This is a genomic window from Nocardioides sp., from assembly GCF_050246775.1.
GTDB lineage: Bacteria > Actinomycetota > Actinomycetes > Propionibacteriales > Nocardioidaceae > Nocardioides.
The window spans coordinates 136,436-153,276 of the sequence record NZ_JBFWVK010000007.1; the positions used below are offsets into that span (position 1 = coordinate 136,436).

Here is a 16,841-nt window from a genome sequence, read left to right on the forward strand (position 1 = left end):
TGACTACTCTGATGAAGCAGACACGCTAGGCTGGTCGCGAGGATGGGCCTCGACGGAAGTGTCACGCTCCGAGCGCAGGTCCATCGTGTGTCAACGCGAGCAAGAGGAGCGAAGTGAACGCCGAGCAGTACGAACGGGTCCGAACCGGACGTGGCTTCATCGCCGCACTCGACCAGAGCGGTGGCAGCACGCCCAAAGCGCTCGCAGCATACGGCGTCACGCCCGAACAGTACGCCAGTCCCGACGAAATGTTCGACCTCGTCCACGCGTTCAGAGCGCGGATCGCTACCGCCCCGGCCTTCGATACCCGCATCCTTGGTGCCATCCTCTTCGAAGACACCATGCGTCGAGAGATCGAGAACACCCCCGCAGTTCAGTACCTATGGGACGCCAAGGGCATCGTTCCCTTCGTCAAGATCGACAAGGGACTTGCTGACTTTGCGGACGACGTCCAACTCTTGGCTCCCATGCCATCCCTCCCAAGCCTGCTCTCGGAAGCAGCGAGTTTGGGCGTCTTCGGGACGAAAGCACGGTCAGTGATTCACGGACCGAATCCCGCTGGGATTGCTGCGGTCGTTGAACAGCAGTTTGCCGTCGGCGAGCAAGTCCTTCAGGCAGGGTTGGTTCCGATCATTGAGCCCGAGGTCTCCATCGAAAGCGGATCAAAGGGCGAGGCAGAGGGTCTCCTCCTGGAGGCATTGAGCAGCGCGCTCGACAACGTCTCAGACGCCGTGATGCTCAAGTTGACCCTTCCCGAGGCACCTAACCACTACCGAGTTCTCGTGGATCACCCAAAGGTTGTCCGCGTTGTGGCTCTGTCCGGCGGCTATTCATTGACCGAGTCTGTGCGACGTCTTCACGCAAACAACGGAGTCATCGCGAGCTTCTCCCGTGCGTTCACGGACGGATTGCTCGCATCGCAGAGCGACGCTGACTTCAATGCCCATCTCGATCGGAGTATCCAACTCATCTCAGACGCATCGAGCTCCTAGCTAAGCTCTCCCAGGCCCGCACACAAGAGACCCGTCATGCCCCAACCATTCACGCCCGAACAGGTTGCGCTCATCCAAAAGAGCAGTCGCGCCTTGGCAGCTTGGACACTCGATCCCGACGGCCGCGAAGAGACCATCCTGTCCCGAATCGAACACTTCGCGTCCGACCGCGAGGCTGCCCTCGGAATGGCAACAGTGGCTCGGCTCATCTGCATCCTCGCGGCAGGCATCGCCGGCCGAAGTGAAGTTGAGATCATCTCAGAGATGCTTGACCATATGGACGCCGCAAACAAGCCAATCGACGAGTCGTGAGCGAATGGCCCGCCGTCGCGAACGCACCCGCACGAGAAGTGGATTTGCCGGTCGAGGTGCCCAACTCGAACAGCTCGCGCACTATCTTGAGAATCCCGATCTATGGCTGCTCAACGTTTGGGGAGTTACAGGGATCGGGAAGTCCTCGGTACTAGAGGAGTTTCGTCGGCGACATTCGGATCGCGGGCCACGACATATCGCTCTCGAAATCGATCTCAACGCCACCTCAGACCCCCTCAACGCGATCGACTCCCTCTCTACCCAGTTCACCCAGGTCCAAATGGTCGCCAACGGTGGCCCGACTGGCCACTACGGCGCAACCCGCGAGCGCTGGCTGACGGCGCGCAACAAGATGCGCGATGAGATCGCTGGAGGCAACCCAACGAGAGACGAACGTATTCTGCTCGCGAATACGATTCTCGACCCCGAAGAGCGCTCTCTCTATCTTGATCCGGTGCGGCCGCTTACCGATGCGCTGTTGCAAGACTTCGAAGTTCTCGACGAGTCAGCCATTGTCTTGACCGTCGACGCATACGAGAAGGCGACGACCGAGATCGAGGACTGGCTCCGTCAGGTAGTCGAGTCGGACGCTGTAAGCCTGATCCTCGGAGGACAGAGGGAGCTTTCTATCGCCTGGAGGACGCATGTTGAAGGTAGGTTTCAAGAAATCGAGCTCGGCAGGCTCGATAGGCAGGAAATTGAGGAACTTCTTAGGTCAGCAGGCGCCGACGACGCGCAGTCACAAGCCGACGAATTGTTTCGGTTGACGGAAGGCTACCCCCTGGCTGTCTCGTTTCTCTTGAACACCGTGAGTAATGGGACTGCGGGGCCTGACCAGCAAGTCTTCGCCAGCGGCGACGTTGCGGACGCGACAGTCCAGCGGTTCCTACAGAACACAGGTAGCAGCGACCTCCAAGAGTTGGTCCTTGCAACTTCGGGTTTCATTCTGTTCGACAAGGCCGCACTGGAAGCCGCGCTCGATCATCCAATCACGAACGCTCATTGGCGCGAGTTGCAAAGCCTGTCGTTCGTCAAGGCAGTCGGCGTCGACACGTACCGCATCCACGACGTCTTCCAGAGTTACCTATTTCGTGAAGGCTTGAAAGCCGGACGCCGAGCCCGAGCGGCTGTTCACGATCGCGTGGCCGAATACTGGACGTCTGTCGAGCGACCCGAACTCGAACTCCACCACACTTTCCTGGCCGACGAGGAGGCCGGGTACTACCGGGCACAAGAACTCCTTCGACAGTACCTGTCAGATGGAAACTCGGATGCCGGGAACGTTCTGACTGCCACCCTTGAGTCGGCTGCACAGACCCTTCCTGTGGCGCGCCGCTACGCGGCAGTCGTCCGAGGTCTCTCCTTCCGCCTCCAGGGACTCTGGCAGGAGCTTCTGAACTTCACAGAGGATCTGCAACATGACTCCACGTGTCCCCCCATCACGTTGGCCAACGCAGATGCCAAGCGCTACTTGGGTGATCTCCGGGGAGCGTCGCGCGCGATCCAACTCGGACTGGATTCGAGTAGGACCGGCGAGTTTGTAGGAATCTACCCAAAGGTGCAGTTCGAACTACAGACCCACCAAGTAGAACTCCTAGGACTCACCGGACAAACCGAAGCCGCCAAGGGGGCGCTGGGAACGCTAAATCGGTTGGGTGCGTCGAACTCAGAGATCGGCATTTTGCTCGCGTTCCAGTCTGAGCACCTCGCTAGGTGGCACGGCGACTGGAGTGTCGCCATCGATGGGCTTGAGCGAGTAGCAGCGAAACTTCGCGACGTGGATGACGGCGGGTTCGCGAAGGCGAGGGCCTGTTACGGTACCGGCAGGCTCTTCACATACATCGGATTCTTCGCCGCGGCCGAGACGCTCTTGTCCGCAGCTGCGGATGGATTCGTGAGCGCCAAACGACCGCAGTATATTGGGGAGACACTCGTTGGCCGCGCGGTGCTCGCGCGTGAGCGAGGCATGTGGAACACTTCAATCGATCTCCTCGAAGAAGCCCGAGAACGGTTTACCTCCGGAGCTTCTCGGCTCTACGAAGCGTGGGTCAATGCCAATCTCGTGAGGCTCTGGGCCGTCGCCCCCGACATTGTCCCTGATCCAGACTGGGCCGACGCACTCCTAAAACAGTTCGGCGACATGGAGTACCGTCATGGCCAGGGTCACATTCTCTTCTTCCATGATTCCCGGAAAGCCGTCGAGACTCGCGGTGCGGCAAAGAATCACTTCCACCAGTACGGAATGCGATTCGAGGCCGTCGAAGCGCAGGTCCTCCTTCATTCAGGCATCGACAGAGGCGTCTTGGCTGCCACGGCAGCACATCACTCTGACTACTGGCTGCTGTCCCAGCTGACAGGAAAGGGTGACGAGTGGCGAACGTGGGATGCGCGCTGGGGTCCCCAATGCTCCCCAACCGACTTCGACTCGGATCACATCCGGCACTTCTTTTCAGACGCTCCTGCTATTCCGGGCCAGGAAACTCGCGAACGTGCGCATAGGTTGTTCCATGCCCTCACCCATTGACGCCGAGAGACTGCGTGCTGACGCCGTCGAATCAATCTTGCAACGCAAGAGTGGACACGTTATGAGTTCACTCTCTGCGTCCGATTTGATTGCGTCCGCCCTGTCGTGGCTCACGCAACTTCCGACCGCTGACGAGGTGATGGCATCAACGCTTGTTCTCAGCAAGGGACACGCGGCACCTGCTCTGTATGCAGGACTAGCACAGATCGATTCATCCCTTTCATTTTCCGGCCAGACGCTGCGGCGGATTGACTCGCCCTTCGGCGGCCATCCCAGAGCTGGGGCCGTTCCGACGGTCCTGACTTCCACGGGATCTCTCGGGGTTGGACTAGCGTTCGCCGCCGGCGTGGCGCTTGGTGATCCCACACGTCGAGTGGTGGTTATCGCCTCCGATGGCGAACTACAGGAGGGCCTCGCTTGGGAAACTCTACGCATCGCCGCCCGGCGCCGCTTACGCAACCTTCTAATCTTGGTCGACTTCAACGGCTGGCAAACGAGTTCAGCCGTACCGTCAGGAGAAACATTCAGCGGCGCAATGGGGCTCCGCGACATTGAAACGGTCGAAGTGGATGGACACGATACCCAGGCGATAGGAAGTCTGCTGGCTCGCTGGGATTGCACTTCGCCTCGACTCGTCCGAGCATCGACATCCCGACTCCGGTACCTTCCGTCCTTGACGAACCCTGATGAGTTGTACGGCGACAGGATTCCGGATCACACTCGGCTTGCTCTTCAACAAGACCTTCGCATCGATCTCGTCCATGAGAGTTCAGGGTCATGAGCCAAGCCGTCGGGCGGGCGCTCGAGACGATAGGCGGCCCCCAGCCCTATGTCCTTACAGCGGACCTAGTGAAGCAGTTTGGGCTTGAGCAACGCATTCGCGACCTGCCCGACCTAACCTTCGATGTCGGCGTAGCCGAGCAAGCCATGGTGGGGATCGCTGCGGGCTTGGCGTCACTCGGACGTCCAGTGGTGTGTGCAACGTTCGCGGCCTTTCTTCTCCGAGGACTTGAGGTTTGGCGCAACTCGGTGCTGCTGGATGACCGGCACGTCGTGCTCGTCGGCGGACATGCTGGACTTTCCGCCGGCGCTAACGGAGCAACCCACCATGCCCTGGAAGACGCCGAGGTCTTCGGATCGTTCCCAGGTGTCCGAGTCTTCAGTCCTTGCGACGAGACAGAGCTCGAGCGAGTGCTGTCGTTCGCTGTTGAGCACCCAGGCCAGTACTACGTTCGTGTCTCCCGGGACTTGGGGGCAGGGAGGCTTGGGCCTGGCGAGCAACAACTTGGCGAGTGGAGCAGAACCCTGTCCATCGGCCCAGCCGGCGGTGACCCCGACTGCATTCTCGTCTCGCATGGGTCGATTTGGAGTCCAGTCGGCGAGGCTGCGCGGCTCGCGGCGGCCGCCAACCCGGCCCTACGGATCTTCGCCCTTCATCTTGGCGACCTCACCCAAGAAAGACTGCCTGACACGCTTCGCACCTCCCGGCTGATACACGTCGCGGAGACATTCGCAGACTGTCGAACGGCAAGGTTCGCGCGGGCAACGATCCAGCACGAGGAGTTCATCGCTCTGGGAGCGAGTTGGCCATCCCCCAGCGATGATCACAACGTCCTGCTTCGCTGGGCCGAACTGGACGTCGAGAGCATCCGTGATGTCATCCTAGGCGGCCGCTGATGGCTGGAAGTGTCCTTGCGGTCGACATTGGCACTACTCGGACGAAGTACCGGTTTGAGGATTCTGAATCCGCTCATGACGACTGGCTCGAAACGGGGTCCCCCAAGGACACGGTCAGGTTGATACGACGCCTCCGCGCTCACTATCGCCCAACGGTTACTGCCATCGCCTCCTACCGGCGCGCAGCACTCGATAGTGAGGCGAACCCGATCCTAGTGCGGGACCTGGACACTTCCCCGCCCGCGCTGAATTTCCCTGGGACTGACGCGGGGAACCCGTTCGCGACTCTCCACCGATGGAGAACTCGCCCTGTGACCGGCGCGGCAGGGTGGTTCTCCTTCGATGCTTGGCTGGCACAGCAACTCACGGATCTAGCCGCCGTCGCACCAAGCATGGCTTGGCTGTCAGGAGCTTGGAATATAGAGACGAAGCAGTTCGATTCGTCAGTAGTGTCGATGCTCAAGCAGGCTAACCGACTTCCGGCACTGCCCGAGGTCCTCGATGTGCCGACCCTGGTCAGCGGGGTGCTCTTGCCTATCCTTGGCGATCACGAAGCAACTGCAATCTCTGCGTTCACAGCGCGCGGTGAGTTGAACGTAGTCGAGTGCGGAACTGCTTGGGCCTCGCTCGTGCAGGTTCAAGAGAACCTGTCTCCCGGCTTGGGCCTGGACCCGCCACACGCCGCCGGGTACCGCGAGACCATCGATCCCTTCCTCGTCCCACACTTGGCAGCTACCACGGTGCAGGACACCGAGGAACGCTGGCGAGGTGCACCGACCGACCGTTCCGAGGCCAGCAACGTCCTGGACGCACTGGCCGCCCATCACCTCTCCAACGCGCGCGATCTGGAATCAAGGCCCATCGTCATTGGGGGCAACGCGGAAAAATTCCTTTCGCGACTAAATGAGAGGATGAGGCAAGAGTTTGAGTTCGTCGCGGGGAGGATCAGCCCACTTGACGGACTCATCAGACTGGCCAGGAGGACACTCACTTGATGATCGACACCCACCGACAGGCGATGGCCGAAGCCGTCGTCACTAAGGCCGCGCAACAGGTTCCTCTAACCGGCAGCGACTCTGAGTTGAAGTACGACGGTTCCTTGGTTACATACTGGGACAAGGCCATCGAGGAGACCGTCGCGCAAGAACTGAAGGAACTCGATCCTGGGACGCACCTCGTAGGAGAGGAGTCTCATGGAAGCCGAGACGACCGGATCGGATGGATCTTGGACCCGATCGACGGCACAGCCAACTTCTCCAGGGGCCTCCAGTACTTTGGAATTTCCCTCGCTTACTACGGCGAGGACGGGGAGCGGGCGGGCGCGATCTGGGATGCCAGCCGAAGGAAGCTCTGCACTCCAAACAATGTCCTTGCGAGCAGAAGCAGCGTGCCCCTTTCGCTTTCCTTCTGCGCAACCGAATTAGATGGCCCGAGTGAATACAAGGCATGGGGGGTGACAGCATTCAAGGCCCTGTCAGAAGCCGTTCACACGACGCGAGTCCCAGGATCCGTCGCGCTGGGGCTTGCGCATGTCGCTGACGGACTGCTTGATCTATACGCGGCACCTGGCCCCGCGATCTGGGACTACGCAGCCGGAACACTTCTAGTTGAGTCGACATCCCACAGCGTCGTGAGGTTCGAGGACTTTGGCCTATCCTCACCAACGTTGATTGCGGGCCTGCCGGAAATCGTGGAATGGTTCATTTCAGCGATGGCGGCCCGCCACTAGTTACTCCGCGTCCACCTGGTTCAAGTCGCCGCCGACTCGTCGCCACTTACGCCCGTTTGCATCCGTGAATCTAAGGTCAAGCCTGACGGTGGATACTTCATAAAGCTTGAACTCTCCAACCGCCTGTGGCGGCAAGACCATCGGCAACCCCGGAGTGGACCAGGTCGCATTTTGAGATGACTCTTCGTCCGCAATCTGGATTTCGACATCAAAGACCGGCTCACTAGACGCGTTTCGGACATGGCCGATCACATTGTATGTGGATGACTCGCCCCTGGTTTCATTGGTCCAAGCAACCACAAGCCTTGCCTGAGCTCCCCTAGCCTCTTCGGCGGCCTCCCGCTTATCGCGCCGAATGAAATAGAGGGACGAAATCAGCGCCCCGCCGGTCCCCACGGCTCCGACCCAGTCAGCAACGGTTCCCCAATCGAGAGAGAAAGTCACAGCAACTCCAATATAGGGATCGAGCCAAGATGCGAGGCGCCGGGCCTCGGGACTGCTGGCAATACTCCACGGCTCAGGAATAGGTATTTCAAAATACGCCGTCCTCGTCCTCGATAGGCAAAGTCACCGCATGCCCGTCGTCGGAAGCCTTCTGGCCATTCCAGGCCCGACGCAACTGCATTCTGACGTCCACCGCGCAAAAGTCATCTCCAATGCGGAGAACTCCGGTGCCGACTCGGCCCAGCCCGTCGCGAACGCTGAAGTCTCGACGCTCGTCCCAACTAGCGAGATCGTCGGGGTTCGACCCAGGCCATGGCTCAGTTCCGAACTCTGTGAAGGGAACTGGGGTATCACTGCGTGCTGACGGGGTGAGTATCTGTACCTCGCGGTCGCTGCCCTCTAGGAGGCGCCGTGCAACATCGCCCGAGACCTCGGCGCGAAGCTCGCTTGCGTGCGCCGTCCACAGATCCGTGCGCCGATCCCAGACGTCCGCCAGTGGCCCACCCTTGAGGCCGTCGTCCTCGACGAGCATCTTCACGGAATCAGCGGCCGACGCCTCCAACGCGTCGGAGGCCAGTCGTTCCAGTGATCGCATGCGCCACCCAATCTCAGCGCCTTCGTCGACGAGCCACTTCGTGATCTCGCGCTCGGAATAGATTGGGAGGGCAGTAGCCATGCCCTTCGGTGCGGTTGCCGGCATGGTGCGGTCTATCGACTCAACCGTGGCGTCGCTCGGCGGATAGATCGACGCGAGAATGTCCAGCCACTTAGTGATCAACACGCGGGCGATTCGAAGGCGAGCGTGCTCCCTCATGGCTACCTGCGCGCGCTCCAGCCACCTGCGCCTCACCTCCAGGCGCCTCCTGCCGCGTTCTAGGAATGCGCTGTACACACGGAAGAAGGCGTACAGGCTCCACAGGAGGAAGAACACCGCCACAGCGCCCACCGCGCTGAAGCCGACGGGCGCCGTAAGCCAGGCGGGAAGCACGTCGCGCGCAAAGTAGGCAACTGCCGCCCAGACGAGGGCGAGCACCACGCAGACCGCAAGGCCAATGAGGGTGCGCTTGCGGAACTGTCGCTCTGCCTTACTCCAGTCGAGCGGGTCGCCCTCCGAGGGGCCAGTCGCCCATTCAGTCCATCGCTCCGCGTCGAACCGTGCCCTGATGGCGGCACCGATAACGCAGCTGCCGATCTTGTCGAGCAGGCTGCGTGTGCCGGCACCCGCCGGAGCAGAGAGTGTGCTGAGTTGTTCTTCCAGCCGAACGTTGTCGCGCTCATTGCCCTCCGAGGCGAGACGCTGAGCAGTGGCCACGACACCGGTCGCGTCATCGAGCGCCACCAGCGGGGTGTTTCGGCGGCGACGCGCTTCACTGATCGCCGCAGCCGCGATGCCCGCGTTACGGGCTTCGGCCAGTTCAGGGATATCACTCGTGACTGGACTGGCAGCCGAGGGTTGGACCATCTCGGCGGGAAGTACCGGTTTGCGGTCCTGGTGCTCCGGCGGTTCCCACCCGTCCGGCTCGGCACCACCGTCATTGATCGACGTCACCAGCCGAATCAGTGAGCGCCAGACCCGCGACGGCGGCATCGGCGGCTCGCGTCGTAGTTGACGGTCCAACGCTGTGAGGTCCTTGCGGGCTTCCTCCGCAGCCTCGGCATCAAGCGCATCGAAGTCGGGGATCTTGACGCCCCAATCAATGGCAGGTGTGGGCTTGTCGACGTTGTAGCCCAGATCGTCGAAGTCGTACTTGGAGTGGACGACCGCCTCTGGCTCGGCCTTGAGGCCCATCAGCAGGAGGAGGCCGAACCCCAGAAAACGGAAGTAGGCCATCAAGTGCTGGAATCGCGTCAAACTGGGCGGTGGCTGGAATCGCGACGGCTCCGGGTCGTTGTACGACAGAGTCGCTGAGTCCAGTTCGAGGATGTACGTCAGCGCCTCGGCAAGCAACCGATGCGCTGCTTCGCTTTCTAACTCCAGGTAGCGAGCCGGGTAGAACGAGCCTGCACTCGAACTTGGGATGGTTTGAGCGATGAACCGGTCGGCTTCGACGTCGGCTTCCAGTGCGCCCAGGACAAGCCTGCTAAATGTTCGGAACTCGTAGTGCTCGGCGGCGCTCTCGGCACCCCAAGGCAGCCGTTCAAAGGTTCCGGCCAAGATGCCGACCGCAATCAGCGCCGAGTGCAGCGGGACATCTAGGTCGAGATCCCATCCGGCGTCAGTAACGTCAGGTGCGCTGCGGTCTTCGGCCAGAATGCGAAGTTGGAGCCACTGGCCCGGGAGCGGCGCAACCGTCGCATCCGTGCGGGCCGAAGGCACAACGATGTCGAGCCAGCGCGTGACGTCGGGCGGCAGCATCTCCCGAAGAAGCTGCTCCAGGCCCTTCATTGCCTCACTGATCTCGGGCTCAGGAGGGCGTATCCAAGCGACCCGAATCTCGTCTAGGGAGCCGAGTTCTGCCAAGGACAGTGCGAGCGGAGCCGGGTCCTGAACATCGCGCGGCAGGATGCGCTGGGCGCTCACGCTGTTCGGCCGATCCGGGTCAATCTTTCCCGCATCGTCCGATGAGACCCAGAAGCTGTCGGCGACCAACCCGGCCTGCCCCCAGACGAGCGCGTCATCGCGCACGTCTGAGGGGCTGACGACGACAACTGCGATGGTCACTAGAAGGCCGACCCACCTGCGGATCGAACGTCGGAGACGATCTCTTCGACCTCACGGTCGATGGCGACCTGGAGCCGGGTGAATGCTTCGCGCACGTCGTCAGCGACTTCGAGCGTGGGGTGGGCCTGAGCCCCGGCTGGCGCCGCCTGCTGGTCGAACACTCGGTCGTAGGACTCGCGCCACTTGGCGACGAGCATCCGGGCGGCCTCCTGTCGTGAGGTGCCGTCTGCGATTGCTCCGGCAAGTTCGGGTGCGCCCGCGCCCTTCCCGCCCGCGAGCCAGGTGGAGATCGGGTTGATCTCGTCATCGACGGAAGCACCGAGCTCGATCAGGTGCTGGTAGGGCTTGAGCTCGGCCAGCGACTTCTTGTTGAAGGACTCCAAGAAGGTCGCGGGTAGCGCTTCGAGCAGCATGCCGACGTGGTCACGCCTGCTGGGCAGTCGGACGCCGGACTTCGAGACCTTGTATGCCTTGCCCTCCACCTTGACCGTGAGGTCGGTTCCGCCCTCGCCGTCGGCGCTGGCTGTGCCGAGCAGGCGAGCGGCGAACCAGCCAGTGACCAGTGCTCGCCGTGCGTCGGGGCCGAGAGGGACCCACTCGCTGAGGGGGCGGGCACGGCGGTACTGCCACAGCTCTCGTCCTTGACCACCCTTGGACCACTGCTTCGAGATCGGCGACATGATGCTCGCAACCTCGACCAGATGGTAGGGCTCGGACAGCAGCGTCATCATCATGGCGTCCTGACGCGGCGTGTTGCTGAACTTCACCGCCTGCGGGGTCTTCAACAACGCCACAGCGGCGTCCTTGATCTGCTGACGGACGTCATCGAGCTGGCTCGGCACGTTCAGAGTGGAGACGTGCAGGTTGTACGGCGGGACATCGTGACCATGGATCAGGTTCGTCATGGCCGGCTCCAGCGCCACCAGCGGAAGCGACGCCTTCACCATCGACTCGAAGTGGCCGACCAGCCGGGACTGACGGTTCTTACGTTCCGGCGCCGGGGTGAGCGGGTCGGTCAGGTAGTCGCCGAGCGAGTGCTGAAGGAACTGGCCGACGTACTTCTCCTGGTCAACCAGCCACTCGTGGGTGCGGGCCTTCAGGTCTTCCAAACCGAGCGTGATCGACAACCGGGCCGATGCCTGGTTCTGCCCCTTGCGGCGCGCGATCTCCATCTTGGGCACCCACCGCTGCTCGACCAGCGCGACCGGTCGGGTGCGGGCGTGGACGCCGAGTTCTTCGCCAGCGATGACCTGCTCGGTGGCGGTGATGAGGGCTGCGAGGCCCTTGTCGCCACTCACGGACCGCTCGATCACGCTGACGAACTGCTCGGGGAACCCGTCGACCTCGTCGAGCAGGAACTCGACCTTGCTGGGACGCAGGTAGTCCGGGACGCCCTCGTCGCCGGGCCAGATCTCCAGCGGGCTGCGACCGACAGCGGGGCGCAGTTCGAGCCGCAGAAGGCCGTCCGCGTCACTCAACGCACGCCGCCACGGCTCCAACAGGTTGGTGGTGAGGTCATCAAGGAACCCGTGCGAGATCTCCAGCGCGATCACCTGAACGTGCTTGCGCAGCACGTCCTGCGCCTCGGACACGATGGCCTCGACGTCCTCCACAGAACCGACCGGGAACTCGGCAGGTGCTCCAGCAGGAGGTGTGGGCAGTGCACCCAGCATGTCGTTGATCTTGCGTCCGACGTAGGTACGGTCGGCTGCAAGGCTCTCGACTCCCTCGCGGGAGCGGTCGATCAGTCGATCCATCAGGTCGATGGTCACAGGCAGGCCGTAGGCGGCGACGCTACGCAAGATGACCCGCTCCAGGGTCTGCTGCACGTCCTCCTGCAACTCCAAAGAAAGCCGATTGGTGGCCTTCTGAATCGCGGTCGCAACGCCGGTGTTCGCGCCGCGTGCGGCGTTGACTCGGACAACGACGTTGGCGCGCGCTTGGGCGTTCTGCACCTTGCCGCGCCGCGGGTCCGCGGTGACGTCCTCGCGCACGAGGTTCGCAAACTCCGCACGGGCACCTGACAGCTCGGGCTGGTTCCAGGTGTCGAGACGGTCCGAGATGGCGTTCTTCTCGCGCACCTCGTCGAGCTTGACGTCACGAAGGAACGCCGGCCACGCCTCTTGCACCACCAGTTGCTTCAACTCGTCATCAGACGAAGCATCATCGGCCCGACGACGCTCCAGATGACCATCGAGAAGCCGCAACGCCGCGCGCCGCAGCAGCCGGTCACTGGCATACCGGTCGAAGAAGTCACGCCCCACCGACAACCGCGAGAAACCGAGGCCTCGGAAGGGCGCGACGTCGCGGTTGACGTCCGGTGGAGAGAGGTGGAGCGAGTCCTTGGCACCGGCGGCGATGGCGTTGCCGTTGGCAAGGTCGTAGTTGACGACGGCGGTGGTGAGCTTTTCGTCGAGGGTGAGTTCGCCCAGCGAGCGACCGACGATTTTGTAGACGTCATCGGCGGTGTCGAACGTGACCGAGCGGTTGCGCCGTCCAACCAGGAAGACGGTGCTCGGTCCGCCGTGTCCGACCGGGTAGCGCACGCCTGCCCTGCCGAACATCCGGTCGCGGGAGAGGGGGGCGTCGGCCTGAGCGTGGGTCCACATGCTGTTGGAGATCTCGCTGAGTGCCATGAACGTGTTGGGAGCGACACCGGGCTCGGTCTCGCCGGTGGCCTTCTCGAAGACTTCGGGGGTGAAGACGACTGCGTTGATCTCGCGGTGTCCGTGAGCGCGCAGGACGTCCACGACATCGAGCAGCATGCCCGAGCCCGAGCCGCCCGAGACGGAGCCGATAACGAAGATGACAGGACGCACGTCACCCGCAGTCGGCTTCTCGCGACCGATCCGCTCCTGAACACGCCTCAACTGGGGCGCTGTCTCTGCCGCGGTCGCAGCGTCATACGCACGCGTCAGCGCTTGGTCGACGAGCTTGAGCGACTTCAGGACACAAGCGCGTCCGATGGCGCGATACTGGCCTGCTCCGTTCGGGATTTCGACCTTGACCGCGCTGGCTGGCTCGGGATGCCAGGAGCCCCATGCGTGGTACTGGTCAGCGGCGTCGGCTCCCGACTGGGCGAGTTCCTGCGTGATGGCGTCGTGGAAGCCTTGGTAGGTGCTGCGAGCCGTCGTGAGGGGCACGTAACTGGTGCGCGGTAGCGAGTAGGGGGTGTCTCCGGCGTCCGCGTCGGGGTCGGCGGGAACGTCGATGTGAACGAACTGCCAGCCCTCCGGCCAGTCCTCGTCCCAGCCGATGCGGCTGAGGGTGTCGGACAGCGTCTTGCGAACGACGCCCAGCGTCTTGCCGCCAGTGCCTCCGACGCCTACGAATATGAATGGCTGAATGGGCATTAGCGCCGCCTTCCCACAGTTTTCTGCGTTCTATTTTGGACCATCAGTCGTCCCCTAGGTCCAAGTGCCCCATCGAACCGAGGTCCAGGGTGGAGGCGTTGGAGCCGCCGTCGAGGTGGCTGAAACTTGTTGTGCCCGAGGTTGAGTCGTCTCCGCCTGTTGAGCCGGGTCGGACGTCGACGCCTTCGCGCCACCGCTCGGTGACCACGCGCCAGTCGATCTTGCAGTTCATGATCGGGTCGAGATTGGCGGAAGCGACGCTCGTGTCTCGTACCAAGACAACGAGTTGAGCGGGCACTTCCCCGACCGAAGGATTCTTCAAATCGGCCTCGGAAATCACCGCGATTGCCAAGAATCCCAGCCCCGGAGAGGCGTTGGCCACCGTGCCGTCAGCGGTCGGCGGCGGCACCGAGGAGAGAACGCGATATCCCGCAGCGATCGGACGGACCACGAACGTCGGCGCCTTGAGCGGGCTCAGATACGCCTTGCTCACCAGCTCGACCGGCCCGTAACGGAACTTCCTATGTCCAGTCGTCGGCACCACAGATGTCTTGTAGCTCTCGATGACCGCAGTCGTATTACCCTCCAGCGGCTCAATACGCCTCGGCCCGTCCTCGCCGATGACAACGGGGATCACCTCGCCGCGAAGGCCGGACACCTGGAAACGCGCGGTGAGGAAGTTGGCGAGGCCGAGAGCGATGAGCGGCAGCGCGACGGAGAGCAAGGATGCGATTACCAGCACGGCAACCAAGACGACGGGGTCGCGTGGGTTCTCGTAGCGCCATATGACAGGCAGGTTGACCAGAGCCTCCTGTCCATCCATCTCGCTGCCCACAACGGGCACCAGGCGGATCGGCAGGATCGCCTCGCCATTCCCTACTGTCGGGTCGTCCGTGGTGATACTAACGGTGACCGTCTTGGTCTCAGCCTGCGCAAGGTCGACGCAACCGCGCCGCACGTCCAGGGTCGCGCCGCTGGCCTCTTCGGGCACGACGATTTGTGTTGGCTTCTCGAAGCAGACTCGTGATGCGCCCATGGGTGAGCCGACCAGGGTGAGGGTTGCGCTGGCTGGTTGGGTGTTGATCGCAGCACCGAGATCGAGTTGATCGATGGGCGAGATGGTCGGGAACGCCTTGCTGAGCGTGAGCCCGACCCCTTCGTCGATCGCGAGGGGGGTGAGTTCTACACCGGAAATCGTGGTCAACTGTGCCGTGAGCTGGACCTGCAACCGGGCGTCGGTGGCTTCCGACTTGAAACGGACGACGATCTGGTCACCGACTCGCTCTGCGGTGGCTTTGCGAATGTCTCCGTTGGAGGCGACTACGGAGGCGCCGACGGCTACGTTCTTGTAGACGGAGAGGTCAGCGACGTTGCCGTCCTTGTCGACTGCTTGGTAGGCGAACTCGCCTGCTTTGCCGGCCTTCGGTGCCGCTTTGGGGTCGGCGCGAGTGAGGTGAAGTCCGGAGAAGACGCAGAACTCGATGTCGTCGCTGGCGACTGCCTGGCCCGCTGACACGGTCCATTCACCGGCTCCTTCGCCCGGCGGGAAGTCGACGGTGAGTGAGACATAGGAGTCATCCGACTGGGCGAGGGTCGTGTATCCGCCTTGGGTCGTTGACCCGCGAGGTGCGGCCGTGATGATGGTGCCGTCCGGAGCGTCCAGGCGAACCGCCTTGACCTGCTTGGGCGTGTGAATCGTGACGTTCATAGCCCGCACGCCGGGGTCGATCTTGCCGCCTCGGTCGCCTTGTGGCGCGCAACCGTTGACGATGTTGCCAAGGGTGCCGAACAGTCTGCGGAGAGCGGCCGAATCGTCTGCGCGAATGAAGACGCCCCTAGCCCAATCTGTCGGGATGGGGTTTCGCCCACATTCGAGCGTTGGGGACTTGCCGGTCGACATCGCCTCCAAGTCGTCGGGGCGGGGGTCGATGATGTTGGACGGCCACAGTTGTAGTCCGACGATCACGATCCCGGCTTGCCGCATCTGGTCGACCACGCCGCTGTCGGCGCGGCACGAGTCGCCGGCTACTGCACCGGACTCGTCGGCTCCATCGGTGAACCAGAACACGACACGACACGTACCTTGCGAGCCACGGTCCTTCAGGTCGTCGAAGGCGCCCTCCATTGCCGAGGTGAAGCTGGTGCCGCCATCTGGGCTGGTTCGCTCCTTGGCCTTCTTGATGACTTCATCGATCGTCTCTGAGACGTCGTCGTCATTTCCATCGTTGATACGGGTCCACTCAACGACGTTGCGAGCCTTGTAGTAGTTGTTGTCGAAGGCCGACACTGCGACCTCGATTGCAACGTCAGCGCCGTCTGGTCGAGTGACACGCGACAGGCTCTGGAGAGCGACCTTCAGCCCGTCGTAGCGGATGCCGTTCGGGTCCGATGAACTCAGGCTTCCTGATCGGTCGAACAAGAACAGCGCGCTGAGGCTGCGGGCCGATTGAAGACACGTCGCGACATCCTCCGACCCGTCCCCGGCTGGGGAGGCAGCCTTCACGACTGTCTGCGGCATCGCGCCGTGTGCAGGACCTCCTACGCCGGCCAAGGCGGCAAGCATGCAGGTGAGGGCGGCCAGCGCGGCCGCGATGGGGCGCCGACTCACAGGAACTGCTCCCGCAGTTGGGTCCAAACGGGCCATCGCGCCACCTCCATGGCGATGACGACGCCATTGACGAGGCAGGCCAGCGACAACGCCGCGATGGCTCCCTTCTCTACCGGCTGGACGCTGAGAACACCCGAACCTCCTGCGCTTCGCGTTGTCGCGATGGCATCGAAGCGGCGGTAGAACAGAAGCCCGCACCCAATGAGCAACAGAACTGCGTATGCGACAGTGGACACCAGCGGGGCTCGGAAGATCGCCGCGACGAGTCCAACGCCGCTGACGCCGAGAACGCCGTACAGCGGCCAACGGCGGGCGACCGACTGCACCGTCGGCGGTCGTCGCGGGGACGTCGAGACGTCAGCCGATGGCGCATCATCAAGCCAGGACACGTCGGCGCTCCTCTCGTAGAACCCTTGGGCAGTGGTGGCAGACCCAACGATCCCATCGCGCGCCGATCCCTCGTGAGGGCACATCTACCCCCACACAGGAAGTGCCCGGCCACTAGACTGCGAGCGACGAGCGACGTACGCCCGCACAGAC

General features: G+C 62.6%; 12 protein-coding genes. 7 read left to right on the forward strand and 5 right to left on the reverse strand.

Going from position 1 to position 16,841, the window contains the following annotated elements:
- The first annotated feature begins 113 nt into the window (after positions 1 to 113).
- The 7 genes from AB7I40_RS22055 to AB7I40_RS22085 all read left to right on the forward strand — a co-directional run bounded on the left by AB7I40_RS22055 (position 114) and on the right by AB7I40_RS22085 (position 7,234).
- Positions 114 to 992, forward strand: a complete 879-nt coding sequence (locus tag AB7I40_RS22055; protein ID WP_428347126.1) for a fructose bisphosphate aldolase — start codon at positions 114 to 116, stop codon at positions 990 to 992.
- A gap of 36 nt (positions 993 to 1,028) precedes the next feature.
- A complete protein-coding gene (locus AB7I40_RS22060; RefSeq protein WP_428347127.1) occupies positions 1,029 to 1,304 on the forward strand; it encodes a hypothetical protein in 276 nt (91 codons plus the stop codon).
- A 4-nt stretch (positions 1,305 to 1,308) separates the two neighbouring features.
- Positions 1,309 to 3,828 (forward strand): ATP-binding protein, encoded by a 2,520-nt coding sequence (locus AB7I40_RS22065; RefSeq protein ID WP_428347129.1) that lies wholly within the window; start codon positions 1,309 to 1,311, stop codon positions 3,826 to 3,828.
- Entirely contained in the window at positions 3,812 to 4,609 is a 798-nt protein-coding gene (locus AB7I40_RS22070) for a thiamine pyrophosphate-dependent enzyme (protein WP_428347131.1), read from the forward strand. Before AB7I40_RS22065 ends, AB7I40_RS22070 begins: the two co-directional genes overlap by 17 nt.
- Positions 4,606 to 5,505: a hypothetical protein gene (locus AB7I40_RS22075; RefSeq protein ID WP_428347132.1), complete on the forward strand. Its 900-nt coding sequence runs from the start codon at positions 4,606 to 4,608 to the stop codon at positions 5,503 to 5,505. Before AB7I40_RS22070 ends, AB7I40_RS22075 begins: the two co-directional genes overlap by 4 nt.
- Positions 5,506 to 5,816: 311 nt before the next feature.
- On the forward strand, positions 5,817 to 6,500 hold the full coding sequence (locus AB7I40_RS22080) for a hypothetical protein (protein WP_428347133.1): 684 nt from the start codon (positions 5,817 to 5,819) through the stop codon (positions 6,498 to 6,500).
- Positions 6,500 to 7,234: an inositol monophosphatase family protein gene (locus AB7I40_RS22085; RefSeq protein WP_428347134.1), complete on the forward strand. Its 735-nt coding sequence runs from the start codon at positions 6,500 to 6,502 to the stop codon at positions 7,232 to 7,234. Before AB7I40_RS22080 ends, AB7I40_RS22085 begins: the two co-directional genes overlap by 1 nt.
- Here the strand turns inward: AB7I40_RS22085 and AB7I40_RS22090 are convergent, their stop codons facing one another.
- From AB7I40_RS22090 to AB7I40_RS22110, 5 genes are all read right to left on the reverse strand, one after another.
- On the reverse strand, positions 7,235 to 7,678 hold the full coding sequence (locus AB7I40_RS22090; protein ID WP_428347135.1) for a hypothetical protein: 444 nt from the start codon (positions 7,676 to 7,678) through the stop codon (positions 7,235 to 7,237).
- An 88-nt stretch (positions 7,679 to 7,766) separates the two neighbouring features.
- Positions 7,767 to 10,340, reverse strand: a complete 2,574-nt coding sequence (locus AB7I40_RS22095) for a hypothetical protein (RefSeq protein WP_428347136.1) — start codon at positions 10,338 to 10,340, stop codon at positions 7,767 to 7,769.
- Positions 10,340 to 13,693 carry a tubulin-like doman-containing protein gene (locus AB7I40_RS22100; protein ID WP_428347137.1) on the reverse strand — a complete coding sequence of 1,118 codons (3,354 nt, stop codon included), beginning with the start codon at positions 13,691 to 13,693 and terminating at the stop codon, positions 10,340 to 10,342. Before AB7I40_RS22100 ends, AB7I40_RS22095 begins: the two co-directional genes overlap by 1 nt.
- A 43-nt stretch (positions 13,694 to 13,736) precedes the next feature.
- Positions 13,737 to 16,211, reverse strand: coding sequence for a vWA domain-containing protein (locus tag AB7I40_RS22105; RefSeq protein ID WP_428347138.1), 2,475 nt, complete (start codon positions 16,209 to 16,211; stop codon positions 13,737 to 13,739).
- Positions 16,212 to 16,297: 86 nt separating this feature from the next.
- On the reverse strand, positions 16,298 to 16,627 hold the full coding sequence (locus tag AB7I40_RS22110) for a hypothetical protein (protein WP_428347139.1): 330 nt from the start codon (positions 16,625 to 16,627) through the stop codon (positions 16,298 to 16,300).
- Positions 16,628 to 16,841 lie beyond the last annotated feature (214 nt).